Source organism: Hydrogenophaga sp. GW456-12-10-14-TSB4 (genome assembly GCF_059424305.1).
In genome coordinates, this window is record NZ_JBWKZH010000005.1 from 71,009 (window position 1) to 94,588 (window position 23,580).

A 23,580-nucleotide genomic window follows, 5' to 3' on the forward strand; every position below is an offset into this window, starting at 1 on the left:
CGTTGGACAGCCGCTCCGGAGGCAGCGCGAAGTGCGGTGCGAATGCACCCGCGCTGCACGCGCGATGACACGGTGGCAGCCAGCAGAACGACATGCCCGATGGCACGACGAGATGCACGGCAACGTGCAGCGAGACGACAGCCATCATGGGCGGGCCTCCAACCAGACCGGGCGCGCGATGCCGATCACGGCGGATGCGCTGACCGGCCCGAAATACCGGCCGTCGAACGACGCCGGGTTGGTCACGCTGAGCAGGAACAGTTCGCCGGATTCGAGGCGACGGCATTGCTGCCAGGACGGCAGCGGCCGGCTCCAGCGGTCGGCGGGCAGCACGGCGGCCGAAGGCACGCCGTCGATGCGGACGACGGCGCCAACGACGCACACCTCCTGCGGCGCGACGGCGCCCACGCGCTTGAGCAGCGGAACGCGCGTCGGCAGGTAGCCGCGCTGCGCGGCCAGCGCTGCAGCATCTGGCGGCAGCGTAGCCAGGACGATGCTGCCCATGGACAACGGACGTGGCAGCGAGCCAGAGCCGTGGCCCAGCGGATCGATGCGATACCAGCCGACCGCCACGCTGTCGGACGAGTTGTAGATCAGGCGCGGCGGCGGGTGCACGAAGGACGCCCAGGCCAGCGCAGCGAGGCCGCAGGCTGTCAGGCTCGCCAGCACGATGCGAGCGCGCCAACGTGAACGGCTGTGCGAGCAAGGACGCGGCGCGGTGCCAGTCGTGGAAACAGCGATCATCGCAGCGCCCTCCCCGTCAGCCAGCCGGCGTGCCGTTCGACGGTGTATTCGGGCAGCGGCAAGCGCGCAGCGAGCCGGTTGCCCACCGTGCACCAGTACGCGGGCGATGCGGCGGCGGGTGCGATGCCCATTGCCTCGATGGCGTCGATGCGTTCCAGCACGGCGCGGACTTGATTCTCCCCTTCGGCATGCAGCAGCAGGCGCGCACCGGGTTGCACGCCTTGGATGCGCTGCGCCGCATCCAAGGGTGTGCAAGCCTGCATCGCCATGAGCTGCCAGCGGATCGTGCCGTAGTCGTTGGACTGCCAGCGGATGCGGCAGAACACGGCGTTTGGCAGGAACACGGCCACGCTGCGCCAGCGGTCGAGCCGCAGCGTACGCGCCGGCTCGCCAAAGCGCAGGTAGAGCTTGAAGCGATGCTCAAGGAAGGCCAGAGAAACGCGCGTCAGCGGCGTTGACGTAGGCCGGCCCGTGAGCACCGCGACTGACGACGGCGATGCCGCCGTCGCTGCGGTAGCAGCAGGCAAAGCGAATGCATTCATGGCGTGTTCTCTCTGCGATGTTCCGGAAACTCCCGCTCCAGCAGGCCGCGCAGCAGGTCGGCCACGGTCACGCCCTGCGTGAAGGCCGATACCTTGATGCGCGCCCGCAGCGCGGGCGTGATGTCGAGGGTCAGGCGCGCGGTGTAGAGATCGCCCTTGTTCAGCGCATCGGCGTCGCCCTGGCGAATCCACGCCTCGGCGTGCGGATTCGCGGGCGGACGCGCGCCGATGCCGACGCGCTTGGCTTAACGTTTGCTGTCGGTTGGTGGCTTCGCGGTCATGCCGGCCATCGCAGCAGTTCATCGACAAGCGCTGTAATTTCGCGCGCGGCGGCGCTGTCGGGCGCCGTCTCGCGTGCAAGCCGGCCAGCGGCCACGCTGTCGGCGAACACGATGCGCTGATGCACTTCCGCGCGCAGCGCAGGAAGCGGCTGGTCGGTAAGCGCCTGGCGTGCTTCACGCCCGATCACGGTGGTACTGACGCGCCGGTTGATGACGAAGGCCGCGCGCAGCGCAGGCCGAAAGACTTGCGCCTCGCGGATCAGCGCCACCATCTCGGCGCTGGCCCAGAGATCGTAGGGGCTGGGCTGCACCGGGATCAACACGCGCTCGGCCGCCAGCAGCGCAGAGCGCGCCAGCGCCGCGATGCGCGGCGGCCCATCGATGATGACGTGATCGGCCCGCTTGGCGAGTTCTGGTGCCTCCTGATGCAGCGTTTCGCGTGCGAGGCCCACGGCGCTGAACAGCCGTGGCAAACCTTGCTGACTTCTGCGCTGCGTCCAGTCCAGCGATGAACCCTGTGGGTCGGCATCGAGCAGAACGACGTGCTGCCCACGCCGCGCGAGTTCGCCCGCGATGTGCGTGGCGAGCGTGGTCTTGCCCACGCCGCCTTTCTGGTTGAGCAGAGCAACGATCATGGCCTGGCCCTCCCTGCTGGAAAGCCCGGCTGTTGCTGCTGCGTTTGTAGCCGCGTGGCGGTTGTCCACCGTGGCACGGCGCTTCTACTAAAAGTTAGCGAATTTGAGTTAGGTAAGTTAGGAGAGGCCGAAACCCGCGCCGCTATTGGCTTTGCGGCCGATTTTGTTGCCTGATAGCACGAGGATTTGTTGCCTGATAGCACGATACCTCTGTTGCCTGATAGCACGAGCCCGTCCACAGACTGCGCAGCAGTTATCCCCGTGCCGTTTGCGGCACGGGCCGGAACGTCAGCAGCGGCGAGGAAATGCCGGAGATGTACTCGATGCCCAACTGGTAGCCCGGCAAGGATTGCCGAGCCACCAGCGCGCGCAAATCGGCAGCGAAGTCGTAGTACCGCGCCACGCTGCCCGATTTGCGGAACAGATGCTGGAAGTCGAATTGCCAGCCGCCCGGCTGTCGCCCGCCGTGCTTTCTCACCAGCCGGTATAGCCACCGCTCGATGCCCCCGGTGAGTCGGAAATACGCCGGGTCGATGGTCAGCACCAGTGCCGCATCGAGCACGCCCGCATAGAACCAGTCCGGCAGGATCAGCTCGACGCCCAGCGGCGTGCCGCGAGCATCGGCCAGTTCCTTCCACTCGTTGATCCACGAAAACCGATGCAGCCGCCGGCCGATCGTCTCCCGGATGGACGTGGCCACGGTCGTGGACTGCAAACGATCCAGCGCGGCCTTGAGGCGCCGGTAGTCGCGCAGCGAGGTTCCGCGCCCGATGAAGCGCAGGATCTCGTAGGGCGTGGCCTGCATCAGCCGCGATGGGCGCAAGCCCGCATCGCGCGCTTCCACGATCTGGCTGGCAGCCCAGATCAACACGTCGGCGTCCCAGATCGTGGCGATGCCATGCTCGGCCGTGCCCTCCACGCGGATCGTGATGCCGCTGGCGCGGAAGTCGATCGGCGCCGTGCGCCGCGACTTCGCCAGCGAGAAGAACGGAAAGGCCATCAAGTCCTGGCTGTCGCGCGGTGCCATGTCGCCCGGCAAGGCACGGAACAGATCGAGCTGTTCGCGCTCCTGCGACGGTCGCTGCCGCGATGGCAGCGATGGACTGGACATGACGAAGGCCCCCCGCGTGCCAGCGGTCAGCGCGCACGGCTGTCCGCCGAGTGCTGCTCGGCGTACTCGGGATCGGACGTGCTCTCGAAACTGCGCTCGGCGGCCCAGGCATCGAGGTCGGCCACGGCGTACATGACGCGCCGGCCGAACTTGCGGAACTTGGGGCCGCCACCGAGCACGCGCTGTTTCTCCAGCGTGCGCGGTGAGAGTCGCAGATAGTCGGCGGCTTCGTCGTTGGTCAGATAGCGTTGAGGTTGCACCGTCGTGGCGACGGCAGCGGCGGCAGGCCGCAAAGGAGCAGGACGCATGGTGAGAACCTCCATCGGTTGCAAAGCGCCGGCCACACAGCGCAACCGGATGGGGGCAGTCTCAGAAAGTGAAGCACTCCTGCTCAGGGTCGTTTTGCGCTTCCTGCAAAACGGCCCTTCTCGGGCGACGGCGTTTGTGCTAATCGGCGATAGCCGCCGCGCATCAATGCATGCCCGCGCCGCACGAGGCGGCGCACCTTGGAGCGCAGGCCGCCGTCGCTGTACCAATCGGCCACGGCATCCGGGCCGAACAAGCCTTCGGCCACCTCACGCAAGGACGCGCCCGCCTGGGTTGCGTCGAGCGCCTGCAAGGTGTGCAATTCCAATAGCGCGGCGGGCGTGGGCCTGGGCTTGGTATCGGCCAGGGTTGCGCCGGGCATATGACCGCGTGCAGGCGCGGCAGCGCCGCCGCGATGGGCATAGGCCACGGCCATGCCGTCCTCCAGGCCAGGCGCCAGCGCAAAGCGCAGGCAATGGCCGGGGCTACGCGCGATCAGCACCAACCCCTTCCCGTCATGGAGCAATTGCTTGTGGCCAGGGACGCGCCAAAACGCAAAGGCGGTGGCGTCCGGTGGTGGATCGGCATCCGGGTAGAGCTGCACCACGGCAGCATGTCCGGGCAGCCAGGCCGGATGCGCGTCACGCGCATCCAAGGCCGGGTCTTCCAGCAGGCGCAGCCCCCAGCGATGCGCCGCTGATGCTGCCGCCGGATGTATGTGGTGCCGACGATGGCGACGCAACCAGTCAAGTCGGTAATCGGGATGGCGGCGCAGGTACTCCCAGGCCAGCGCGAGCGCATCCAGCCACAAGATGTAGAGGTACGCGGCGGTGGGATACCAGTGCGCGAGATGGTGAGGATCGACCATGACGAAAGCTCCTGTCGGAATCAGGAACGCCGCCACGGCAAGAAGCGCGGAGCTATCGCATCAAGGTCAAACCATCTTCAGAACCGGGCTAAGCCGCAACCATTGGTAGTCAAGACCGATGGGCTCCGGGATATTGCGACATCCGTCCGAATGCGACGGCCGGATGACCCAAGAATGTCACGCGGCACAAAACAGCGTGCCGCAACCCGCATGAAAGATCGTGACTGTTTCAGTCACAGGCTCACGAGTTGGGTGCAACAGTGCGGATTGAGACCTGACAGGTCTGAAGCGAGACGGAAATAGTCTCAATGCGCCCGGCTTGGTCGGAGCGCGAACGGCTCAATCCAGGACAGCGCCGTTTTCCTGTGCCAGCCGCAGGTACTCCGACAGCGGCCGTACCGCCTGGAAATACCGGTCCCGCCTCACCGGCAGTTTGTTGGGCCCGACGATCGAGGCCAGAACAGACAACTTGATTTCGCCCAACTCCGGCATGCCAATGCCCAAATCCACCACGCCCCAAGCCGTGTCACTGTCCGCCGGATCGAGCGCAGCCAGCAACCAGGTGGCATGGGCATCCGGCGTGAACAGACGGATGACGGGCCACAGGTCAGTGCGCTGACCAGCAGCGCGGGCCTGGCCATTCGCCAGCAGTTGCACACGCTCGTCCTCGGTGATGAGTGGGTTCATGGGGGCAATCCCTTCGTTGCACGACTCCGCCAAAGCGTGAAGGCGCAAAGCCGCATCGGTGGAAGCGAGGAAAGACGTGAATGCGGTTCTGCGGCTCTGTCGGAAGACACGGAAGCGGATTTACTGATTTCCTCAGAAGCACAAATGAGCCCTATAGATTGTAGTCCTATAGGGCGCAATCGAATGTCATCTTGGGTTTTGGGGAGAAACCTTAGTTGGCGGCAAAGCACTCGTTGGCAACGGCATTGAAAACAGTCCGCAAGGCGCGCGGCCTGAGCCAGGAAGCATTTTCCGACGTATCCAGCCGCACGTACATGAGTTCGCTGGAACGCGACCTCAAAAGCCCGACCCTGAACAAGCTGGCCGAGCTGTGCGAGGTCATGCAGGTGCATCCCGTCACGCTACTGGCGCTGGCCTACACAGGCAGGAGCCCGAAACAAGCCGACCAGCTTCTGGCGCAGGTGCGGCAAGAGCTGGAGGCGGTGCTCAAGGCAAGCGCCGAAGCGTAGCTGCAGCCAACTTGCCGGCCGATCCGGCGCAGCCGGTTCGGCGGTGTTCAAGGCGCGCCAAGCTCTGCGCGGCGGGGATAGCCGCAAGGCTTCCCCTGGAGGCAAGCGAAGCGCGCAGCGCCCCAGGTGCGAAGTTGCGTGAGGGATAGCAGCCGGATGGCCGTGACGGCGAAGTCGGCACGGGGCGCAGCCCAATAGCCCGGCGGCGCCTTGCGCCGACACGCCATGGTGCTTTTGCAGTTGCAGCCCTGACCATAGCCATGACAGGCGCCGCCGGGGATGGACCAGTCCACGGTCTGGAGTCTGTCTTGCGATCAGCAGCACAGCGCCCCGCCGCGATGGGCGGGGCGCTGCGGCGGTCACGCCGCCTGCGGCTTGCTGCGCGACCAGATCAGGTCGTGTGTGCCGTCCTCGCCTTCGATCAGGCGGGCGTAGACCGTGGCCGGGAACGCAGGGTCGTCGAGGGTCACGGAGACGTAGTTCCGTCCGGTCTCGCTGGTCTTCTTCCACGCCGCGCCGATGTCGTGGCTGGCAGCCTGAACGCGGAAGTCCGGGGCTTTCTCGCTGTCCCCCTTGTCGTTGGGAACCAGCTTGACCTTGATGTTGAGCGTCAGGGTGCGAAGCGTGCCGGTGAAGCCGTCTTTGTCTGCGGTGAAGGTGCCGATGTTGGCCATGATGAAACTCCTTTCGGTTGAACAAGGTTCGCGCCCATCGCGTCCTTGTTGTGATCCGGCCGGCGGGGGACGGGCGGGCTGCACCGCTTGCGGCCGCAACGCAGTGGAGGGCCGGGAGGCGAAAAGAATTTGCCGCGCGAGGAATGCGCGCAGCGCAGGGGAAATTGTTTTCGCCAGACGGTTGCAGCCATGAAGGCCGAGGCGCAGCCGCGCCACCGCCAGGATTCACAATGAGACAAGGACGCCTTGGGCCGAACCGCTCCGAAAGGAAGCATGGCCGGCTGGGTATCCCCGCACGAAGGCTTCAACGGCTCGTTCCCCGACGCGGGCCAGGTCAATATCCCGACGACAGGCGAGAACGCCCCTGCCGCATTCTGCGGCGCCGGTCTTGACGCGTTGCGTGGAAGCTCCATAGCGAGGTCGGTCGGCGGTCCGTGAACCGTCCTTCGTGACGTGATGGGCAAGAACCGACAGCGTTGAGGACGACACTCATCCGCACAACCTGCCGCAGCAAGGTCCGGCGTATCCGCCGCGCCCTGCCCATGGCGGCGGGGCGCTGCGCTGGCCTCGCCGATCCGGCACAGCCGGTTCGGCGGTATCGAGGGGCGCCAAGCAACATGCGGCGGGGATAGCCCGCAGGGCTTTCCCTGGAGGTAAGCGAAGCGCGCAGCGCCGCAGGCGCGAAGGCGTGAGGGATTGGAGCCAAATGGCCGTGACGGCAAAGACGGCGCGGGGCGCAGCCCGAAAGCCCGGCGGCGCATCGCGCCGCCACGCCAGGCTTCCGAAATTGCGATAGTGCCGCAGGTCAGCTACATGAAGAAACTGCCTTGATCAGAGTAACCAGCGGGCTCGATCGCCACATCCGCAATGCGCGACTGAATGGCACGCTTGCAGTGGACATTCTCGCCACCGTCCTGAATCCAAGCCCCCAGGCGCCGCTCCATCCAGCCACAAGCTACGGCGCCCCCGCTACTCAAATCGCAATACCACTCCGGCTGAATGTCAGCTTTCCGGGGCTTGAGAACCACATTGATGGAAAGCTCGCCACCGCTGATGGCATCCACACTGGCAACCGCCGGCAGATCCCCGTCGAACATGAAACGATAGGTGCTGCGCGCGCAGTGATGGCTGTCCTCGGCACCGCCGGGCCACCAGTTTTCGCCCTCCGACAGCCCGAACAGGCGCTGTTGGAGGCCGGCGTTGACCGCCGCCACCATCAGATTTCGCCAAACCCACCAGCGCGCGCTCCGCTGCGTTCGCAGTGGGAAAGTCTTGAACGGCGAATAGGAGTGCTCGAATTCCGGCAGCAGCCGCAGGTCCTCGGGAGCGGCGTAGCCGAACTGCCGCAGGCGCTGCACCAGCCGGGCATTGCTCGGCTTCTGCGCCTGGGCAGTCGCGTGGCCAGCAAGGGCTGCGCGTAGCGCCGCATGGGTATTGAATCCCAATGCCGCAGCAACCGCTTCGCTCAGGTGGGACGAAGAAACACCTTTCACGCTGCGCTGCGCCCTCTGCTTGAGGGTGCGCAAGGCAGTTTCGGAAACGAAAAACGTCGAGACAGTCATGCCAAATTCCTCAGTGACTGGTCGAAGTCTGCCGATTACGCATCGACCGGGGAATAGGCACGGTCAGCGAAGGGGAAGCGTGGAAACGTCGTTTAACCCGGCAGCAGGTTCAGCGTGACGCGGCTGTAATTTTCATTATACCGCATGGCCGCCAGCACTGACACGGCGTTTTGCTGTGGGCTTTGGAACCGGGCGCGGCCACTGCTGCGCCCGGATTTTTGATTCCACCGGCCCCAGGCCGGAACGACTCGAGGCCGATGCTGATCGCGGTATTCCTTCGTGTCGATGAGCCACCGCACGGCACACGGTAAGGCGCGGCCCATGATGGGGTGAATATCCGTGAGGTCGACGCGGGCCGTCCAACCCAGCGGCGGACGGTAGCCGCGCATGTCGCCATCGGCGGGCGCGCACTGCGCGGGAGCATAGACCGCTGCCATGCTTCGGAGGCTCATGTTGGTGCGGGTTGGGCATGGTCTGGCTCCTTACAGAGCAGCGCCCCGGCCGAAACCAGGGCGTTGCTCTGCGGCAGGGTCACGCGGCCAATGCCTCGGCTGATTCATCCGCCACGGTGGCGGCCACTTCCGCGTCGTCCTGCGCCGCATCCTGCGGCCCTTCCTCGGGCGTATCCGTCTGCGTGCCTTCAGTCTTGAAGATGGCGGGCATCCAGCCCGTGCCATCGGCCAGCCGCTCGGCTTCGCTGGCAATGTCGGCCTTCCTGAGCTTCGCCAGCCGGTTGATGTGCTCCGGTGCGAACTCCCCCAGGGCTTGCAGGACCACGGCCTTGGAAACGTGCTTGAAAAAGCCTTCGCCTGTCGGCTTCCACCATGCAGCCATGTCCAGCCCCATGGCCTGCGCCAGTTCCTCGCCCGGCTGGTGCCGCGTGGCGCGGGGCGTCACCACGTCCACCGTGGAGGCCACGCACACAGCCAGCAGCTTGACCAATTCGCCCTGCTCCATCGCCAGCAGCGCGGCGAACAGTTCAGCACAGTCCTCGGGCAGCTTGCCGCCCCATGCCTGCTGCAATTCGCGCAGCGCCACGGCGGCAGGCGATTCCGGCCAGTCCGGGGCCATGCCTCCCAGACGGTCTTGCACCGTCAGGCGCACGCCCAGCGGCAGATCGTGCCCGTAGTGGCGATCCTGCAGGACGGTTTGCACCATGCCATGCACAAGCGCAGCCAGCGCCACCTGCGGATGCCGTGCGACTTCGATTTGCAACGCGGCGGTGCGGTGGGCACTCAGGCGCTGGGCCAGCCGGTCGGAGATTGCGGCCTTGGGCGCTGCGTTGCTCTCGCCTTCGTCGTCGTTCTCGGCTTCGCCCTCCACGCTGCCGGAACCCTGCCGCAGCTTTTCCAGCGTGCGCAGTGCCTTGGCCTCGGCTTCGCGCAGGCAGCCCGCGATGAATCACGGCCTCGCCATTGCGGTCGATGGTGACGATGGCACCGGCTGCGGCCCGCACGTTCGGGGCATAGTCCAGCAAGCCATCCACCAGTGCCTGCAACTGCTGGCCCAGGCGCTCGCCCTCCTCCTGCAAGGCTTCGGCCTTGTCCTCGTCATCGGCTTCCATCGCGGCATCCACGGCCTTGCCAATCGCCTGCATCTTTTCTTGCAGCTTCTCGATGCGCAGGGCATCGCGCTTGCTCGGCGTGCGGCGTTCCTTCGGGGCACGCTGGAAGGCTTGCAGGTCGGCATAGGTCATGGCGGGCGTGGCGTCCACCCATGCCCAGCCCTCGGCGCGGATGGTGTCGGCCATGCTCGCCAGCTTCTGGCGCACCAGCGTTTCCAGCAATGCGGCATCGTTGAGGTACACGCCCGCATCGCCTTCCGCGAACAGGTCACGGCGGATGCCGCCGCCCGCCTGCTCGTAGGCATCCAGCCCCACGAAGCGCGCCAGCGGATGGGATGCCCCGATCTCGCGCTCGGTCAGGCGTTCGCGCAGCGCGGACGGACTGCGCTGCCACTGCGGCGCATCGTAGAACGCGGCGTCTTGGGAGGCATGATCGTCGGTAGCAGCCAGCGCCATGAGTTGATCGAGCCTGACGGCATCGGCCCGGTAGTCGGCCATCAAGCGCGGCGAAACGTTCGCCAGCTTCAAGCGGCGCTGCACCACCAGCGGCGTGACGGCGAAGTCTGCGGCAATGTCCTCGATGGGTCGGCCTTCGGCCACCAGCGCGGCAAACGCCTCGGATTGGTCAGCCGGGTGCATCGCTTCGCGCTGCACGTTCTCTGTCAGGCTCACGGTCCGGGCGCTGGCGTCCCGCACCAGCAGGCAAGGCACCTCCCAATCGCGGTCAATGCGACGCTTCTTCGCCAGCAGCTTGAGGGCCGCGAGGCGACGGCCACCGGCCACCACTTCGTAATGCTCGCCATCGGCGGCAAAGATCACAGTCAGGTTTTGCAGCAGGCCCACGCGGGCGATGCTCGCGGCCAGCGCATCCACGGATGCGCCTGCGGTCTTGCGCACGTTGCGGCGTGAGGGACGAAGCTGCGACAGCGGCACCAGAATCAGGTTCTGCGCCGGGGCGGCGATTTGCAGCGCGGCGGTGGTGAGAGCTTGGGATTCGGTGCGGCGAACTTGGGTAGTGGCGTTCATGGTGTATCTCCAATCAAATGAAATAGACAGGGAATGGAGGGGAAACCGCCCCTCCGGCGGGGGAACGGTTCAGGCTTTGAGGGCCCGCATGCCATCGGCCAGCAGCCACAGGGCGCGGTTCAGGCGAATATCCGAATCAATGCCCTGCACGGGGCGGGTTTGCTGCCTTCGGCCGTTGGCGGCGCGGCCGGACAATCCGCCTTTGGTCAAGTTCTCCTGCGTGCGGTTGAACACGCTCCACAGGTCCAGGCGGCGGTCGTCGAACCGGCGCGGCATCAGGATTTGCGTTTCCGTGATGGGCGCAGGCTTGTCGGGGTCGTCGTACTTGAGGGCCAGCGCGGCGCGGGCGAACACTTCGGATTCCCCTGCGTCCAGCGTGATGGCCTGCATGGTTTCGCGGGATTCCTGCGCACGCTCGAATCCGCCCAGCACCTGATAAGCGCCCTCGATCACATGCCCGGCCACGTCGCCTTTGTGCGGCACGCGCACATCGCCCACGGTGTCGCCGCAGACAAGGTCGTTCTGGCAAACGAAGCGGAACATGCCACCCAATAATTGATAGCTGCTCGTGCCGTCGTGCGAGTTCAGCAGGATTATTTCGTTGGCTTCGCGGGCGTTGATCTGGTTGGCATGGCGCAGCCGCAGCATGTGTTTCGTGTGCTCGCGCCGGCCCTCGTGACGCACGCGGGTTTGGCAGGCCATGAAGGGGTGAAAACCCTCCTTGCGAAGCGCGGTCAGCACCGCCGCCGTGGGGATGTAGCTGTACCGTTCGGAACGGCTTCGGTGCGGGGCATCCGCGAAGATGGACGGGGCCACCCTGCGAATCTGGTCATCGGACAGCGGGTGATCGCTGCGCAGCGCCGGGGAATGGGGCGCAAACCGGGAAGCAAGTTGCATGATCGTTCTCCTGACAAAGTTGGCTGTTGAAAAAAACCGCACACCGGATTCCTAGATTCGGAGCCCAGCCTTTCGGCTGTTCGGTGCGGTCGGCACGAAGAACCCGGTTGGCCTCGTTGCCACCGTCTTTCCTGAGTTCATCGCCCGCGACGAAAGGGAGAGCGCGGCCGGGCGCCGTCAAGGGAAACCAGCGCAGGGTGGGTGCGGCCCGCAGGCGCAGCCGAGGACACGGCCCTGCGCGCCTTGATGGCGCCCGGCCGCGGGCTACAGTCGCGGACAAGGTGATGAAGTCAGGGAAGACGGCTGGACATGGCAACGGCCTTCCCCATGCGCCGATCGCACGGCAAGCGAAGCGCGCAGGCCCGAAGCTGGAAGCCGGGCCGGAGGCGTCAGCCGAGCGGAGCGAGCAAACGATGGAAGCCCGAATGGGGCGAGCCGCCGCAGGCGGCTCGATGCGCCAGCACGAGGGCGCGACCGGCCATATGCCATTGGCCGGGGACGCCCATGACGCCTTGGAGAGACCGATGTACCTGGAGCAAGACTTCGCAGCATCGCTTCAGGTACCGACAGAACCCCAGTGCTTCAATATGCTGCCAGCATGTCCATCAGCCACGACCGTCCATGACATTGCATCCCCTCACCTCTCCCAAGAACGTCTGCGAAGAGCTCCTCATGGAGGAAAAGCGGTACAACGCCGAGCACGACATCCTGTCCAGCGAAAGCGCCGTGGCGGATCGGCTTCTGGCCAGAGGCCTGGAAATGACCCCGGCCTATGAGGAGTTGCACAGCAAGCTGCACCAGCATCCGAAGGCCCTCAAGACATTTCTGGGACTGGTTCTGACTGCGGCAGCACTTTGGAATCCCGAGAAGATCGCGGAAGCGCGCAATGCGCGCAGCGAACTAACTAAGGTGAATCAGCAGATTGCCAGGCAAGCTGCCGAATTGGCTGAACTGCTACAGCAGCGCTCGGATCTCGGCAACACGTCAGGCTTCCGGACGGATACGCACTACCACGTCTGTGATGTGATCCAGGCATCTTCCCAGCAGAACTACGGATTCAAAAACTATGTGCAGGAGCGTCTCGAAAATCTGCAAGGACAGTTCGATCTCAAGTACTGGCCCACGTTGAGCGACTTCGCCCGTGAACTGGCTCGCGATGCCGCGACGGCGGTTGCACAGGCCTCCGATCCTTTGACGGCGGCAGCAACGGCCGCCTCGCGGGCTTCTCGGGCCGATTTCTTCAAGGCCCTGTTCGCGAGCATCGAAGAGAACAGCGCCCGGAGTTTCGGCCACCTTCCCCATGGGCTGCAGATCAGCGACAGCACGTTCGCCATGTTGGTGAACTGCGCGCTGGATCTCGACGCGGATAGCATGGTGGACGGGCCCTACGTGAAGCGTCTGCGTCAACGCGAGCGCGAAGGTGCCAAGTGATGCTTCAGCAAGGAAAGGACGGCGATGGCGCACGATTCGAGCATCTGGCGGGTGGACACCGAAGCCGCACCGGCGCGTCCCACGCCCCATGCCGACACCGTGCCGTTGACATGGGCGCACGACTCGAGCACCGGTGAGCCGCGCTACATCCACGACGCTGAAGTCGTCGACGGAAACGCCGAATGCCAATGCCCGGCCTGCGATCTTTCGCTGACGCCGGTGTTGGCGGGGCAGCCCCTGCGCAGGAATCCTACGGCGCATTTCCGGCATCCCAAGGGGGCCCAGAAGGATGACTGCACCCTCGTTGCCGCGCGGCTAGCCGCGATCCGGCATCTGCAGGAACGGGGCTTCATCGATCTGCCCAGGCGCCGGATGTCGGCCAACGCCATCGGCTTCAGCGGCCAGGGCTACGAAGGCTGGGTCGAGAAGCCCGGAGAGCGCGTCTCCATCACCAGCGCGGTGCTCCACGACCACGCCACAGCGCTGTTAACGCTGGATGACGGCCGCGAATTCCTGGTCGACCTCACGGGGCAGCGCGATGCCGGCACCGATGGCCAAGGACGGGCCGTCGTCACGCTGTTCCTCTCCGATCCCGCCATTGCGATGATGTCGCCGGACGAGATCCGCGCGCGGCTGCGCCTGCTTCCCGACATCCGCTGGTGCGCGCACTGGGACGACCTGGCGTTGCAAGCGGCTGCGAGCGCGCAGGCCGAACAGGCCGCGCGCGAGGCCATGGATGCCTGGGACGCCGCAGACGAAGCACAATTCCATCAGCATCTGCCCCCGGACCTGGAGCCATCCGCTGCCCAGCAATGGCGCCGCGAGACGTTGTTGCACAGTGAAGTCAAGACGATCCTTGAACAGGCTTCGCAGATTGCGACGCCCGGCCTCCATGCCAAATTGATCCGCTACGCCCCGGACGAGTTCAGCGGTGAATGGGAAGAGAACACGCTTCGCGTCGGGTGGTGGACAGCCTCCACGACGCTGTCGCTGGAAACGACCCAGTTGGAACAGCATCAGGGCAGCATCGTCCCCGACGTCATCTGCACCCTGCGCGAGCCTCGGCCATTCATCTTCGGGGACACTGAAATCTGGCTCGATGATGACTTCGAAGAGTTGATAGAAGACACCCACAGCAGTCAGCGCTGGCCGCAGACCTTGCTGATCGAGGTCACCGTGACCCACGGCATCGATCAGGAGAAGCTGCGCCGCATCCAGGCGCTCAATACGCCGACGCTGGAAATCGACATAGGCTCGCTCGGTGGCCAGGTGACCCGGGAGGGCCTGCGCCACCTGGTGGTAAACGAAACCATCGGCAAGCGCTGGGTGCATCACCCAGCCCTGCGGTGGAGCCACCAGATCCTCAAAACGAAACTGGACCAGCATCCGGTCACGGTACGGTTTCAGGAGCGCCTGGCTGAGCTGAGACGCCCCCGCTTGCTCGCGACGCCGGCGTCGGAGTGGGCCAGGATCTATCTTGCCGCCGCCACGGAACTCCTCGACACCAACACCCGCATCAACAAAGCCCGGCGTGCACATCGGGGGCCGGCCCCAGAACCCGACCCATTGGGGGAAGACAGCGAGCCCTAGCTGCGGCTCATGGAGGCCGCGGAAGCCCTGGCCGCACATGGCTACCCAGGCGGTGCTGCCCACGAGATGGTGGGTGGCGCCGGCATCGTTTCGCGGCTGCTGTCGATCCAGCACAACCGGGGCATCGGCTATGCATTCAGTACCGGTTACCAAGTGCTCAATGCCATCATGCAGAGCAGGCCCGGCTACCAGCACTGGCACACGCTGTTTCTCATGGCCGTCAAGGCCTACGGCCTAGACGCGCGGCTCACCCCAGGGCAAGTCGAGCGCTATGGCTCCTGGCGACAAGGCGTCATCGACAAGGTGAACGCGGGTGACAAGACGCACCTGCGGCCCGGGCGCCATGACGCGCTGCTCGGTGTGCTTTTCCCCGAGATGGCACCGCGTCTTGCCAACGGCTATGGCCGAAACCCGCAGTCCGAGTAACGCGCCAAGGCAGTGCGTCTCCCGGCACAATGACACCAACGATGGACATACGAGAGCTACAGGACGAGGAACTTATTGCGCTGGCCCGCGAATGGAGACAGCGATCGCTTCGTGGAGAAAGGGATGCGCGCGGCATGGCGCACGAACTGGAGCGCGAAGTGCACCGCCGTTTTGGCATGCCCAGGAATGATGCGCCACATCCGCTGCCGAAGGTGCGCCTCCTGGCCGAACTGCCCCGGACACAGCAGCCACGCTGGAAGGCTTGGTGACTGCGTCCGTTGGTGCTGGAAAGAACCCGAAGGCACCTTCTGACCATCCCCGCATGGAAGAACCCCGCAAGGTGTGCCGCCGGCGGCGCACCAGATGCTGTCGCACTTCAAGGATGTGTCCTGGACTGCCATGAACTCGATCGTGCATGGCGGCATCCATCCGCTGCGGCGCAGCGCCGATGGCTTTCCCGTCGATCTCGCGCCGCAGGTGCTGCGCGACTCCAATGGGCTGACCACCATGACGGGCATGACGACGGCGGTCCTCACCGGCGATGAGGCGGTGGCCAAGCTCATAAGCAAGATTCAGCCGGCCTTCGCCGACTGCCTACCGGATCTGTTGAGATCTTGAACAGGGCACCTTGTGACGCCCCATGTCATATCAGTGGACGATTCGGCCAACGTGTCGTGCATCACGCACATAGGCGCTCAATCGCTTCTCCGCACGAAAGTGCAGATCACGCTCGATTGGCAGACCCAGGCGTCCACGCACCGAAGCCAATTCGGCCAAGCTGACCCAACCCAACTCAGGCATCCCCAGGCCCAGATCGCAAAGCCCAAATGCATGGTCGTGGTTGTCAGGATCGATCTCAGTTAGCAGCCAGGTTGCGCCGGCGTCGGGCGTGAACAGTTTGACCACAGGGGCCGGATCGAAGTCCGGGGTTTCCAAGGATTCGCGGCCGTTGGCTAGCAGCAACATGCGTTGCTCGTCGGTAATGAATGCGCAGTTCATGGTGAACTCCTGAAGGATGCCGGGCGGAATTGCCCAGCCCTTCCGGGTCGCGGTGGAGCGCAAGCAGTCAGGGGGCCACGACGGCCGCAGGCCGCAAGCGTGCAAGGCACGCGCCGCCCTTGACGGCGAGCACACCGTGGCACGATCAAGGCCGTAGCAAGCCACCCAATCGCCACGTACGCCGACCTACCTCCCGAGCAAGCGTAGCGCGTGAACCAAAGAGCCACGCAAGGGATCGGAACCCCGGGGCAATGCTCAAGAGCGTGACGACGCGAGAATGCGCTGACACGCCGCACTTACGAGCGAATCTTCTGGCTCAAATAGTGAAAGATCGTTCGAACCGCATTGACGACCAGTTCGCCCTCAGCCCGTTCAACGATGTATTCGTTGGGATGGGCGACGCTTCCATGGTTGCGTAGGGTATTGAGCGCATCGAGAACAGATGCGAACGACCCTAATACTCTGCCAATCTCACCATCATGTTCCCCCAACGACTGCAACGCGGGATGGTGAGCACGAAGCGCCTTGTAGGCCTGTGTGAGCGTGGCCCCGTCGGGGAGCGAGATCGCACAGTCGTGGCAAGTCGACTTCAGGTAGCCATGCATGGCGGTGTGAAGGCGGTCGATCGCACTCGGCGCCCCAGATGTAGAAAGCAAGTGATCGGCATCTTGCAGAGCACGGCGCACGACCTCTGAGGCCGAGACTGTCGGCAGCACAGCGGGAACATGCCCCGCCTGATAACCCATTTCTATCAGCTTGGCTGCCTGTTCCCGCTCGAGATGCGGACGAACCTTGGGATGATCTACGACGGCAACCAAGGCCTGAGTGCCGTTATTTGCAAAATGCTCAAGCGCCTGAAAGATACAAGCACCGTAGTCGTCATCCCCAAACCCTAGACTTCGGAGCAGCCGAGCGTGTCCACGAATGTAGTCATGGCACCCTGTCAGGTAGCCAAGCTCATGCCAATCCGACGAGTTGAATTCGGCCAGCATGGCGCGCTGCATCGCCAGTACGAGCGGGCCGCGCCATACCGAATCCCCTAACAATTCATAGTTCATTCCTGCCCCTTGAAATGAACAATCTGACCCTGCCTCGATTTCACGTACTCCAGAAGTTACCAACTTCTTGCTGTACGTGAAATCGAGGCAGGGTCAGACCGCATCCGCAGTGCCTGATCTCTCCTTCCTTGAGCCGGGTCACAAAGATGCGGCGCAGCTCATCGACCTGACGAACCACCTTTGCAAGCACCGCCTGGATACGTTGATCTTGAAGATGGTGGATCGAAGGAATACGCCTGATCTCGTCGCCCTCGCGCGTCCGCCACACGCCAGTGTTGAGTGCGCCAATGGTGTCCTCGACCGCCTGCTGAAAGGCAGGCAAGGAGCTTTCCTGTTGAAACGGCGTGCGAAAGGCCGGCCGATCAAACACGGCCGTCATCAATTGCAGCGCATCGGCATCCGAAAGGTCGGGGAAGTCGTCCACGAACTTTCGGATCTCCGCTTCAGCATCGGGAAACTCGATACCTTGGACGAAACGATGCAGCAGGTACTCGGCACGAAGCCGCAGGTTTTCCTCGAATTCCACGCCGGACCATATCGTCACATGAGCAACCCCAAGAGAAGCTGCTGCTTGCTCGATTCGTGTTCGGCTGGCGTCCGAAACAGCGCCGCGAGAGACGAACTTGAAGGCATTCGGCGTCCCGTCAGCGGCCTTGAGCGCCTTGGTCATATCGCCCTTGGCCTTCGCCAAGGTCAGTGTGTCCCGGTTGGCGCATTGGATGATGGTTTTGCGTGCCGGCTGGTCATCGAATGGCTCGATGCCCGAGATGTCCCGCCCTTGGTCGCCTCCCGATTGGCCGTGCCAGATCAGGTCACGCCAGCCAGCGCGTACATGGTACGCAAAGACCAGGCGCTCAAACTGAGTGCCGCTGTAGTCTTCGAAATGAATCGGAGAAACCGTTACCGTCGCCATGCTCTCCCCCCTTTCCCTTGGCCATTTGTCTTCAGTACGCCTCTCTACGCTCCTGTGAGTTTCCGCGATAGCCGGTGAAAGCCACCATATCGTCATACGGTGGCAAGACATATCGCCGAACAACCATGGAGTTCGACATGGAGAATAACCCGTCAGGAAAAATCGGCCGGGACAGCAGCGCAGCCATGCGACCGCAACCTACATCCCTCCCCTTGCCGGGCTCGAACGCCTACGACGATCTCCCGCAGTTCCCGAAACACGGCGCGCTGCCATTTCGTCGCACCATCCGCCGTCATGAGCTGCGGCAGATCGTCCCACTGGCCGAAACGACGATCTACGAAATGGAGCGCCGCGGCGAATTTCCACGGCGCTTCAATCTGACGCAGCGCTGCGTGGTGTGGGATCTGGCCGAAGTGGAAACCTGGATCGAGGAGCGCAAGCAAGCCCCTCGCATCAGCGCCGGCAAGCCGGATGTCCACCTACGAAAAACACGCCCTGTTCGGGCGGGTCCGAGTCAGAAATGAGATCAGCAAGAGCCTCATCCAACAAGAGTTTCCAATACCTTGGAAGCCGAGCGCGATAGGCGCCGCCCCTCCTTGGCCACATTGACCTGCAAGGCAACGCACGCCACCTCCAGAACATCGCTGGCCAGCGTATAGCTGCCCTTGGCCTGCAGCCAGGCCAACACATCCGCCAAGTGCCAGATCGATGCACTGCCCTCATGCACCGGTGCCGGAAAGCTGCCCGGATAAGCCAGCATCAGCTTGCGCATGTTCTGCCGCGACACACCCACGATGTCGGCCACATCGGTCAGTCCGACAAGATCCGGCGCGACCTCGATCAGCTTTGCCGACGGTACGGCGCTTCGCACGTCGGCCAGCGCGCTGCGCACCGCCGCGTCCGCGCTGTCCGCCTCGCGAACGAACTCCAATGCGAGTCGCCCCGGCTGGCCAATGCCCACCAGGGCATCGTCGCAACCTGCCTCGCCCAGGCGCTCGACCAGCCCATCCGGGTCTCGGTCATCATCGGCAAGCTGGTATTTCAGGGTAAAGGTGTATTCCATCGCGCTATTCCTCGACATCGTCGGCCGCCTCCTGCTGCGCGCGGTGCGTCGTGCAGTTGTCCACGACGCGCCGCAAGGCGCGTGCGTGGTTCCCCGGGTTCTTCGGCGTGCTCCACACGCTGGTGATACAGAACTCGCCGCAGCGGCACTCCGCGTCGTTGTACGGGCAATAAATCCGCCCCCAGGCGTGGCTGCCACCAACTTCCACGCGCCAGCTCTGCCCTTCGGCATGCCTGAGTGCGTCCTCGACCTCTTTCTTTGGATGAGGGGAACGGGCCATCAGCAATCTCCAGTATGGGAATAATCGGCTGGGTTGTCAAGTGACAACCCATCCTCTATGTCAGGCCATCGCACTCAACACCGGCACGATAAAGTTCTCCGGCATCAGCTTTGGCACGTAGGTCCGTCCGTCGATCCAGGCATCGACCATGCTGGCCCACTCCTGCAGCATGTGGCGCCGCTGCTCGGCGTATTCGGCCTTGTTGTAGATCGACCGCGAGGAACGCCCCTCCTCGTGCGCAAGGCACTTCTCGATCCAGTCGCGGTTGAACCCGATCTCGTTGAGCAGCGTCGAGCCCGTGCGGCGCAGATCGTGGACGGTGAACGGCTCCAGAGGCAGGCCTGCAGCCTTGGCCCGCTGCGCGACGATCTGAGTGACCCGGTTGAGGGTCGCGTGGGACATGCAGCGGTCGGAGTCGTAGCGCGACGGCAGCACGAACTTCGAGCCGGCCGCGCAAGTGTGCAGCGCCACCAGGATGTCCAGCGCTTGGCGCGACAGGTAGACCACATGCGGGTTGCGCCCCTTCATCCGCTGCTTCGGGATGGTCCAGGTCGCGGTCTCGAAATCAACCTCGTCCCAGGTGGCCTCGATCAGCTCGCTCTTGCGCACCAGCGTTAGCAGAATCATGCGCAGCGCCAAACGGATGGTCGGATACGTGGCCACCGACTCCATCTGCCGCGACATCAAACGGATCTCCAGCGGCGACAAGGCGCGGTCCTTGGGTACGAAGGTTGCAATCGAGGCCGCGCCCACGTCGGCCGCCGGGTTGTCCACCTTCTCCCCATGCAGGATGGCGAAGGCATAGACCTGCTTCACGATGTCGCGAACATGCACCGCGGTGGCCGGGGCGCCCCTCCCCTTCACCTTGCCGCACAAGGCGCGCAAGTCGTCGGCGGTGATTTCGTTGAGCAGACGATTCTGGAAGGCCGGCAGGATGTCCCGATCGACGATGCTCTTGCGCATCGCTCGCGTGCTGTCGGCCATCCGGGCGCTGGCCAGCCATTGGGCGGTCATGTCGCCGAAGTTCTTGGCGGCGGTCAGGCGGCGCTTCTCGCGCTGTTTCTCATGCGCCGGGGACTTGCCCTGGGCGACAGCCTTCTTGGCATCCAGCAGCTTTTCTCGGGCCATCGCCAGCGAAATGCCCGCCGGCCCGTAGCGGCCAATGGTCAGGGTCTCGCGGCGGCCGTTGAGACGGTAATCGAAGCGGAAGGTGACGGTACCGGTGGGCGATACCGTCACGTACATTCCGTCCCGGTCAGAAGCCTTATAAGTCAAGGACTTAGGCTTCAAATTGCGCAGTGCGGTGTCGGTAAGCATCGAGGTTTTTCCTCCTGTTCATGACGGCTTTTACCGTCAGGGGTCAGGATGTTGGAGCCGATGGAATATTGACCTCCTGGTTCCCCTGCTCAAACGCCCTAAAATTGCGGTGCACAACCGAAGTAGACCTATCGAATTTCGCTCTAGACCTAACGATGCCCGTCAAGACACCGGCCAGCAAGCGCAGCACCCTTACCGACGTCGCCGCCTTGGCCGCGGTGGATGTCTCCACCGTCTCGCGCGTGCTGTGCGGTGACAAAAATCAGCGCGCCAGCGAAGAGACGCGCAAGCGCATTGAGGCCGCGGCCAAAAAGTTGGCCTATCAGCCGAATCTGCAGGCGCGCAGCCTGCGCACGGCGCGCACCTACACCCTGGGCATCGCGGTGCCACAACTGGACAATCCGGTGTACGCAGACATCATCTTGGGTGCAGAGCGAGGCGCGCGCGACCTTGGCTATTCGCTCCTGATCGCCCACATTGAGCAGCCGGGTGACAACGAAGGTGCCTATGAGCGCTTGGCGCGTATCAACCGGGTGGATGGTCTGCTAGTGACGACGCTGGACGAGAACAGTGTGATGTTGCGCGCCGTGAAGCGCGCCAAAGTGCCTTTCGTGCTGCTCAATCGCAAGGTGCAAGGTGTGCGCAATTGCATCTACTTCGACAGCCGCACCGCAGCACGCATGGCGGTAGATCACCTGATCGGATTAGGGCACCGCCGCATCGCGCACCTATCTGGCCAAGTGAACCCCTCCACCGGTATCGGCCGCTACGCTGGTTACTGCGACGCACTTGCTGCGGCAGGCATTGCACTGGAATCGGATCTGGTACAGGTTTCGGGCTATACGATGGCAGGTGGGGCGCAAGCGATGCTGACTATCCTCAACCGCCAGGGACCGCGCCCGACAGCGGTCTTCGCGCTAACCCTGTCTGCGGCGGCCGGTGCGATGAAAGTGCTGCACGCCGAAGGTATCCGTGTACCTCAAGACATGTCTCTCATAACGGTGCACGACGGCCCGATTGCCGAGGTGATGTTCCCGCCGATGTCGACCGTGACAATGCCTGTCGAGCAGATGGGTTTCGACGGCGCGCAGGCCTTGATCGCATTGATCGACGGCGACCTCCCGCGCGTGGACAGACAACTGGCACCCATGGGGCTGATGCTGCGCCAGTCGACGGCCCCTCCTTCTCGGTAGTGGTTCAGGTAGTCTTGACCATCCGCCCTAAAAGATCGGCGCGCTGCAGCGCCCACACGATGCGCGCGGCATCGGCCTTAGGAAAGAGGTTGCCGATGTAGGGGGCGGCGCAAGTCAGGCGGGCCATCTCGGCGAGTTCCTCCGCGATGACCGCAGTCAGACCGAGGTCGGCCCAGCACACCGGTAGACCCAACGACGCCACAAAGCGCGCATGGTCCTTTATCTCGATCTCAGGCCGATCCTCGGCCACCAGTTGCACAACCGTGCCGAACGCCACCAACTCGCCATGCAACCAGCGCGCCAGCGCGGGGTGCGCCGTGAAGCCGCGCGTCAACGCGTGGGCCAGAGACAACCCGCCGCTCTCGAAGCCCAGGCCCGACAGCAGTACCGAGGCTTCCACGACACGCTCCACTGATGCGTCGGGCGACTGGGTCTGCGCCACGCGCGCCAGCGCGGCCGCGCCGTGCTCGAGGATGGTTTCGTAGCACAGCCGCGCCAGCAAGCGTGCCGTGGGCAGCGAGGGCGTGCCAAAGAAGTTGAGGCCGCCGGCCAGGTGGCATTGTTCGGACTCGAACTTCTTGCTCAAAGCGTCGCCCAGGCCAGCCGCGAAAAAACGCGCGGGCGCGCGCGCCACGATACTCGTGTCCACCAGCACGGCGTCGGGGTTGCGCGCCAGCATCTCCACACCGGCCACACGGTGGGCGTCGTCGTAGAGCACGATGAGCCGGCTGGTCGGCGAGTCGTTGGAGGCGATGGTCGGCACCACCACCAGCCTCGCACCGCATGCCTTGGCCACACCCTTGGCGGTGTCGATGGTCTTGCCGCCACCCAGCGCCACCACAATATCGGCCCCGCTCGGTCCCACGGTGGTCGCCTCTTGCGCCAGCGCGGCGATCACGCTGCTGGAGCACTCGCCGGGAAAGCGCAGGAACGTGGCCTCGTGCCCGCCCGAACGCAGGGAGGTGCGCAGCGCCTCGCCGACGGCGGCCCACACGATGTCGTCACTGATGACCACGATGGCATGGCATCCCAGCTCCGTCACCAGGGGCGCCAGTTGTGCGATTGCGCCGGGGCCCTGGATGTAGCGGCCGGGGAAACCGATGGCCCGCACCGTGATGTCTTCGTTCATTCCTCACCCCAATAGAAGTCGCGGCGGCCGCCATCCAGGCAGACCAACTCGCCATTGATGAAACCGGCCTGCGTCGAGCACAGGAATGCCACGAGCGCGGCCACCTCCTGCGGCTGGCACAGGCGCCCGACCGGATTCTGCCGGCGCAGCAAGTCACGCATCGCGGGGTTGAACTGCGCGATGAGCTCGGTCTCCACATAGCCCGGCGCGATGGCGTTGGCTGTGATGCCTTTGGGGCCCACCTCCTTGGCCAGCGTCTGCGTGAAGCCCGCGATGCCGGCTTTGGCCGCCGCGTAGTGCGACACGCCGGGTCGGCCACCGCCAGTGAAGTTCATCGACGAAGTGTTGACGATGCGCCCGAAGCCGCCTGCCGCCATCAGAGGGATGGCCCCGCGCGACCACAGGAAGGTACTGCGCATGTGCACATGCACCATGAGGTCCCAGGCCTGCGCGGGCATGGTTTCCACGGAGTAGGCCGGTTTGACGCCGATGCCTGCGTTGTTCACCAAGATGTCGAGCCGGCCGAAGCGCTGCTGCACCGCAGCCAACACGCGGACCACGTCGGCTTCGTTGGTCGCGTCGCCCACATAGGCTTCGGCCCGCGCTCCGGCGGCCACGAGTTCGGCCCCACTCGCATGGGCCGCTTCGGGGTCGCGGTCGACGATGGCGATCTGCGCGCCCTCGGCCGCCAGCGCCCGCGCTTCCGCCAGCCCAATGCCCCGGCCCCCGCCGGTGATCAAAGCCAGCTTGCCTTTCAGTCCGAAGTTCATGTTTC

28 protein-coding genes and 1 pseudogene are annotated in these 23,580 nt (G+C 64.5%); 8 read left to right on the forward strand and 21 right to left on the reverse strand.

Annotation, left to right across the window (positions count from 1 at the left end):
• Positions 1-144 precede the first annotated feature (144 nt).
• The 8 genes from AC07ZS_RS04240 to AC07ZS_RS04275 all read right to left on the reverse strand — a co-directional run bounded on the left by AC07ZS_RS04240 (position 145) and on the right by AC07ZS_RS04275 (position 5,174).
• Complete coding sequence (locus tag AC07ZS_RS04240; protein ID WP_494797386.1) at positions 145-744, reverse strand: S26 family signal peptidase; 600 nt, start codon at positions 742-744, stop codon at positions 145-147.
• Complete coding sequence (locus tag AC07ZS_RS04245; RefSeq protein ID WP_494797387.1) at positions 741-1,286, reverse strand: DUF2840 domain-containing protein; 546 nt, start codon at positions 1,284-1,286, stop codon at positions 741-743. Before AC07ZS_RS04245 ends, AC07ZS_RS04240 begins: the two co-directional genes overlap by 4 nt.
• Entirely contained in the window at positions 1,283-1,516 is a 234-nt protein-coding gene (locus tag AC07ZS_RS04250) for a chromosome partitioning protein ParB (RefSeq protein ID WP_494797477.1), read from the reverse strand. The genes AC07ZS_RS04245 and AC07ZS_RS04250 overlap by 4 nt, the downstream gene beginning before the upstream one ends.
• Before the next feature lie 47 nt (positions 1,517-1,563).
• The gene (parA, locus tag AC07ZS_RS04255) at positions 1,564-2,202 is read right to left on the reverse strand and encodes a ParA family partition ATPase (RefSeq protein ID WP_494797388.1); all 639 of its coding nucleotides are present in this window, start codon (positions 2,200-2,202) and stop codon (positions 1,564-1,566) included.
• Positions 2,203-2,455: 253 nt separating this feature from the next.
• Positions 2,456-3,313 (reverse strand): replication initiator protein A, encoded by an 858-nt coding sequence (locus AC07ZS_RS04260; protein WP_494797389.1) that lies wholly within the window; start codon positions 3,311-3,313, stop codon positions 2,456-2,458.
• Between the two features lie 26 nt (positions 3,314-3,339).
• Complete coding sequence (locus AC07ZS_RS04265) at positions 3,340-3,621, reverse strand: helix-turn-helix transcriptional regulator (protein WP_494797390.1); 282 nt, start codon at positions 3,619-3,621, stop codon at positions 3,340-3,342.
• A gap of 83 nt (positions 3,622-3,704) precedes the next feature.
• Positions 3,705-4,487, reverse strand: a complete 783-nt coding sequence (locus tag AC07ZS_RS04270; protein WP_494797391.1) for a DUF2285 domain-containing protein — start codon at positions 4,485-4,487, stop codon at positions 3,705-3,707.
• Between the two features lie 339 nt (positions 4,488-4,826).
• On the reverse strand, positions 4,827-5,174 hold the full coding sequence (locus AC07ZS_RS04275) for a DUF2958 domain-containing protein (protein WP_494797392.1): 348 nt from the start codon (positions 5,172-5,174) through the stop codon (positions 4,827-4,829).
• A gap of 215 nt (positions 5,175-5,389) precedes the next feature.
• On the opposite strand from AC07ZS_RS04275, the gene AC07ZS_RS04280 reads away from it, so the two are divergent.
• Complete coding sequence (locus AC07ZS_RS04280) at positions 5,390-5,683, forward strand: helix-turn-helix domain-containing protein (protein WP_494797393.1); 294 nt, start codon at positions 5,390-5,392, stop codon at positions 5,681-5,683.
• 359 nt (positions 5,684-6,042) lie between these two features.
• Here AC07ZS_RS04280 and AC07ZS_RS04285 read toward each other — a convergent pair whose 3' ends face one another.
• From AC07ZS_RS04285 to AC07ZS_RS04305, 5 genes and pseudogenes are all read right to left on the reverse strand, one after another.
• Positions 6,043-6,357 carry a DUF736 domain-containing protein gene (locus AC07ZS_RS04285; RefSeq protein WP_494797394.1) on the reverse strand — a complete coding sequence of 105 codons (315 nt, stop codon included), beginning with the start codon at positions 6,355-6,357 and terminating at the stop codon, positions 6,043-6,045.
• A gap of 809 nt (positions 6,358-7,166) precedes the next feature.
• A complete protein-coding gene (locus tag AC07ZS_RS04290) occupies positions 7,167-7,919 on the reverse strand; it encodes a hypothetical protein (RefSeq protein ID WP_494797395.1) in 753 nt (250 codons plus the stop codon).
• 92 nt (positions 7,920-8,011) lie between these two features.
• Positions 8,012-8,371, reverse strand: coding sequence for a hypothetical protein (locus AC07ZS_RS04295; protein WP_494797480.1), 360 nt, complete (start codon positions 8,369-8,371; stop codon positions 8,012-8,014).
• Positions 8,372-8,450: 79 nt separating this feature from the next.
• A pseudogene (locus AC07ZS_RS04300) lies at positions 8,451-10,509 on the reverse strand (ParB/RepB/Spo0J family partition protein).
• 69 nt (positions 10,510-10,578) lie between these two features.
• On the reverse strand, positions 10,579-11,406 hold the full coding sequence (locus tag AC07ZS_RS04305) for a DUF932 domain-containing protein (protein WP_494797396.1): 828 nt from the start codon (positions 11,404-11,406) through the stop codon (positions 10,579-10,581).
• A gap of 621 nt (positions 11,407-12,027) precedes the next feature.
• On the opposite strand from AC07ZS_RS04305, the gene AC07ZS_RS04310 reads away from it, so the two are divergent.
• From AC07ZS_RS04310 to AC07ZS_RS04330, 5 genes are all read left to right on the forward strand, one after another.
• Complete coding sequence (locus AC07ZS_RS04310; RefSeq protein WP_494797397.1) at positions 12,028-12,837, forward strand: hypothetical protein; 810 nt, start codon at positions 12,028-12,030, stop codon at positions 12,835-12,837.
• Between the two features lie 24 nt (positions 12,838-12,861).
• Complete coding sequence (locus AC07ZS_RS04315; RefSeq protein WP_494797398.1) at positions 12,862-14,427, forward strand: hypothetical protein; 1,566 nt, start codon at positions 12,862-12,864, stop codon at positions 14,425-14,427.
• Positions 14,428-14,436: 9 nt separating this feature from the next.
• Complete coding sequence (locus AC07ZS_RS04320) at positions 14,437-14,853, forward strand: hypothetical protein (protein WP_494797399.1); 417 nt, start codon at positions 14,437-14,439, stop codon at positions 14,851-14,853.
• Between the two features lie 134 nt (positions 14,854-14,987).
• Positions 14,988-15,122, forward strand: a complete 135-nt coding sequence (locus AC07ZS_RS04325; protein ID WP_494797400.1) for a hypothetical protein — start codon at positions 14,988-14,990, stop codon at positions 15,120-15,122.
• Between the two features lie 73 nt (positions 15,123-15,195).
• The gene (locus tag AC07ZS_RS04330; protein ID WP_494797401.1) at positions 15,196-15,471 is read left to right on the forward strand and encodes a DUF6988 family protein; all 276 of its coding nucleotides are present in this window, start codon (positions 15,196-15,198) and stop codon (positions 15,469-15,471) included.
• A gap of 30 nt (positions 15,472-15,501) precedes the next feature.
• Here AC07ZS_RS04330 and AC07ZS_RS04335 read toward each other — a convergent pair whose 3' ends face one another.
• The 3 genes from AC07ZS_RS04335 to AC07ZS_RS04345 all read right to left on the reverse strand — a co-directional run bounded on the left by AC07ZS_RS04335 (position 15,502) and on the right by AC07ZS_RS04345 (position 17,823).
• Positions 15,502-15,852 (reverse strand): DUF2958 domain-containing protein, encoded by a 351-nt coding sequence (locus AC07ZS_RS04335; protein ID WP_494797402.1) that lies wholly within the window; start codon positions 15,850-15,852, stop codon positions 15,502-15,504.
• A gap of 296 nt (positions 15,853-16,148) precedes the next feature.
• Positions 16,149-16,910, reverse strand: a complete 762-nt coding sequence (locus tag AC07ZS_RS04340) for an abortive infection family protein (RefSeq protein WP_494797403.1) — start codon at positions 16,908-16,910, stop codon at positions 16,149-16,151.
• A 40-nt stretch (positions 16,911-16,950) separates the two neighbouring features.
• Positions 16,951-17,823, reverse strand: coding sequence for a hypothetical protein (locus tag AC07ZS_RS04345; RefSeq protein WP_494797404.1), 873 nt, complete (start codon positions 17,821-17,823; stop codon positions 16,951-16,953).
• A gap of 125 nt (positions 17,824-17,948) precedes the next feature.
• Between AC07ZS_RS04345 and AC07ZS_RS04350 the strand changes: the two genes are divergently transcribed.
• A complete protein-coding gene (locus tag AC07ZS_RS04350; protein ID WP_494797405.1) occupies positions 17,949-18,347 on the forward strand; it encodes a helix-turn-helix transcriptional regulator in 399 nt (132 codons plus the stop codon).
• A gap of 14 nt (positions 18,348-18,361) precedes the next feature.
• On the opposite strand, the gene AC07ZS_RS04355 is transcribed toward AC07ZS_RS04350, so the two are convergent.
• The 3 genes from AC07ZS_RS04355 to AC07ZS_RS04365 are packed head-to-tail and all read right to left on the reverse strand — an operon-like array spanning position 18,362 to position 20,483.
• On the reverse strand, positions 18,362-18,886 hold the full coding sequence (locus tag AC07ZS_RS04355; RefSeq protein ID WP_494797406.1) for a helix-turn-helix transcriptional regulator: 525 nt from the start codon (positions 18,884-18,886) through the stop codon (positions 18,362-18,364).
• Positions 18,887-18,890: 4 nt separating this feature from the next.
• On the reverse strand, positions 18,891-19,166 hold the full coding sequence (locus AC07ZS_RS04360) for a hypothetical protein (RefSeq protein ID WP_494797407.1): 276 nt from the start codon (positions 19,164-19,166) through the stop codon (positions 18,891-18,893).
• A gap of 60 nt (positions 19,167-19,226) precedes the next feature.
• Positions 19,227-20,483, reverse strand: a complete 1,257-nt coding sequence (locus tag AC07ZS_RS04365) for a tyrosine-type recombinase/integrase (RefSeq protein WP_494797408.1) — start codon at positions 20,481-20,483, stop codon at positions 19,227-19,229.
• Positions 20,484-20,638: 155 nt separating this feature from the next.
• Here AC07ZS_RS04365 and AC07ZS_RS04370 point away from each other — a divergent pair, with 155 nt between their 5' ends.
• A complete protein-coding gene (locus AC07ZS_RS04370) occupies positions 20,639-21,676 on the forward strand; it encodes a LacI family DNA-binding transcriptional regulator (RefSeq protein ID WP_494797409.1) in 1,038 nt (345 codons plus the stop codon).
• A 4-nt stretch (positions 21,677-21,680) separates the two neighbouring features.
• Here the strand turns inward: AC07ZS_RS04370 and AC07ZS_RS04375 are convergent, their stop codons facing one another.
• Together AC07ZS_RS04375 and AC07ZS_RS04380 are read right to left on the reverse strand one after the other, a co-directional pair.
• Complete coding sequence (locus AC07ZS_RS04375) at positions 21,681-22,805, reverse strand: glycerol dehydrogenase (RefSeq protein WP_494797410.1); 1,125 nt, start codon at positions 22,803-22,805, stop codon at positions 21,681-21,683.
• A complete protein-coding gene (locus AC07ZS_RS04380) occupies positions 22,802-23,575 on the reverse strand; it encodes an SDR family NAD(P)-dependent oxidoreductase (protein WP_494797411.1) in 774 nt (257 codons plus the stop codon). The genes AC07ZS_RS04375 and AC07ZS_RS04380 overlap by 4 nt, the downstream gene beginning before the upstream one ends.
• Positions 23,576-23,580 lie beyond the last annotated feature (5 nt).

Coding starts and splice junctions, on each gene's coding strand:
- AC07ZS_RS04240 (WP_494797386.1), bottom strand. CDS start 744: ATGATCGCTGTTTCCACGACTGGCACCGCGCCGCGTCCTTGCTCGCAC.
- AC07ZS_RS04245 (WP_494797387.1), bottom strand. CDS start 1,286: ATGAATGCATTCGCTTTGCCTGCTGCTACCGCAGCGACGGCGGCATCG.
- parA (WP_494797388.1), bottom strand. CDS start 2,202: ATGATCGTTGCTCTGCTCAACCAGAAAGGCGGCGTGGGCAAGACCACG.
- AC07ZS_RS04260 (WP_494797389.1), bottom strand. CDS start 3,313: ATGTCCAGTCCATCGCTGCCATCGCGGCAGCGACCGTCGCAGGAGCGC.
- AC07ZS_RS04265 (WP_494797390.1), bottom strand. CDS start 3,621: ATGCGTCCTGCTCCTTTGCGGCCTGCCGCCGCTGCCGTCGCCACGACG.
- AC07ZS_RS04270 (WP_494797391.1), bottom strand. CDS start 4,487: ATGGTCGATCCTCACCATCTCGCGCACTGGTATCCCACCGCCGCGTAC.
- AC07ZS_RS04275 (WP_494797392.1), bottom strand. CDS start 5,174: ATGAACCCACTCATCACCGAGGACGAGCGTGTGCAACTGCTGGCGAAT.
- AC07ZS_RS04285 (WP_494797394.1), bottom strand. CDS start 6,357: ATGGCCAACATCGGCACCTTCACCGCAGACAAAGACGGCTTCACCGGC.
- AC07ZS_RS04290 (WP_494797395.1), bottom strand. CDS start 7,919: ATGACTGTCTCGACGTTTTTCGTTTCCGAAACTGCCTTGCGCACCCTC.
- AC07ZS_RS04295 (WP_494797480.1), bottom strand. CDS start 8,371: ATGAGCCTCCGAAGCATGGCAGCGGTCTATGCTCCCGCGCAGTGCGCG.
- AC07ZS_RS04305 (WP_494797396.1), bottom strand. CDS start 11,406: ATGCAACTTGCTTCCCGGTTTGCGCCCCATTCCCCGGCGCTGCGCAGC.
- AC07ZS_RS04310 (WP_494797397.1), top strand. CDS start 12,028: ATGACATTGCATCCCCTCACCTCTCCCAAGAACGTCTGCGAAGAGCTC.
- AC07ZS_RS04315 (WP_494797398.1), top strand. CDS start 12,862: ATGGCGCACGATTCGAGCATCTGGCGGGTGGACACCGAAGCCGCACCG.
- AC07ZS_RS04320 (WP_494797399.1), top strand. CDS start 14,437: ATGGAGGCCGCGGAAGCCCTGGCCGCACATGGCTACCCAGGCGGTGCT.
- AC07ZS_RS04325 (WP_494797400.1), top strand. CDS start 14,988: ATGGCGCACGAACTGGAGCGCGAAGTGCACCGCCGTTTTGGCATGCCC.
- AC07ZS_RS04335 (WP_494797402.1), bottom strand. CDS start 15,852: ATGAACTGCGCATTCATTACCGACGAGCAACGCATGTTGCTGCTAGCC.
- AC07ZS_RS04340 (WP_494797403.1), bottom strand. CDS start 16,910: ATGAACTATGAATTGTTAGGGGATTCGGTATGGCGCGGCCCGCTCGTA.
- AC07ZS_RS04345 (WP_494797404.1), bottom strand. CDS start 17,823: ATGGCGACGGTAACGGTTTCTCCGATTCATTTCGAAGACTACAGCGGC.
- AC07ZS_RS04350 (WP_494797405.1), top strand. CDS start 17,949: ATGGAGTTCGACATGGAGAATAACCCGTCAGGAAAAATCGGCCGGGAC.
- AC07ZS_RS04355 (WP_494797406.1), bottom strand. CDS start 18,886: ATGGAATACACCTTTACCCTGAAATACCAGCTTGCCGATGATGACCGA.
- AC07ZS_RS04360 (WP_494797407.1), bottom strand. CDS start 19,166: ATGGCCCGTTCCCCTCATCCAAAGAAAGAGGTCGAGGACGCACTCAGG.
- AC07ZS_RS04365 (WP_494797408.1), bottom strand. CDS start 20,483: ATGCTTACCGACACCGCACTGCGCAATTTGAAGCCTAAGTCCTTGACT.
- AC07ZS_RS04370 (WP_494797409.1), top strand. CDS start 20,639: ATGCCCGTCAAGACACCGGCCAGCAAGCGCAGCACCCTTACCGACGTC.
- AC07ZS_RS04375 (WP_494797410.1), bottom strand. CDS start 22,805: ATGAACGAAGACATCACGGTGCGGGCCATCGGTTTCCCCGGCCGCTAC.
- AC07ZS_RS04380 (WP_494797411.1), bottom strand. CDS start 23,575: ATGAACTTCGGACTGAAAGGCAAGCTGGCTTTGATCACCGGCGGGGGC.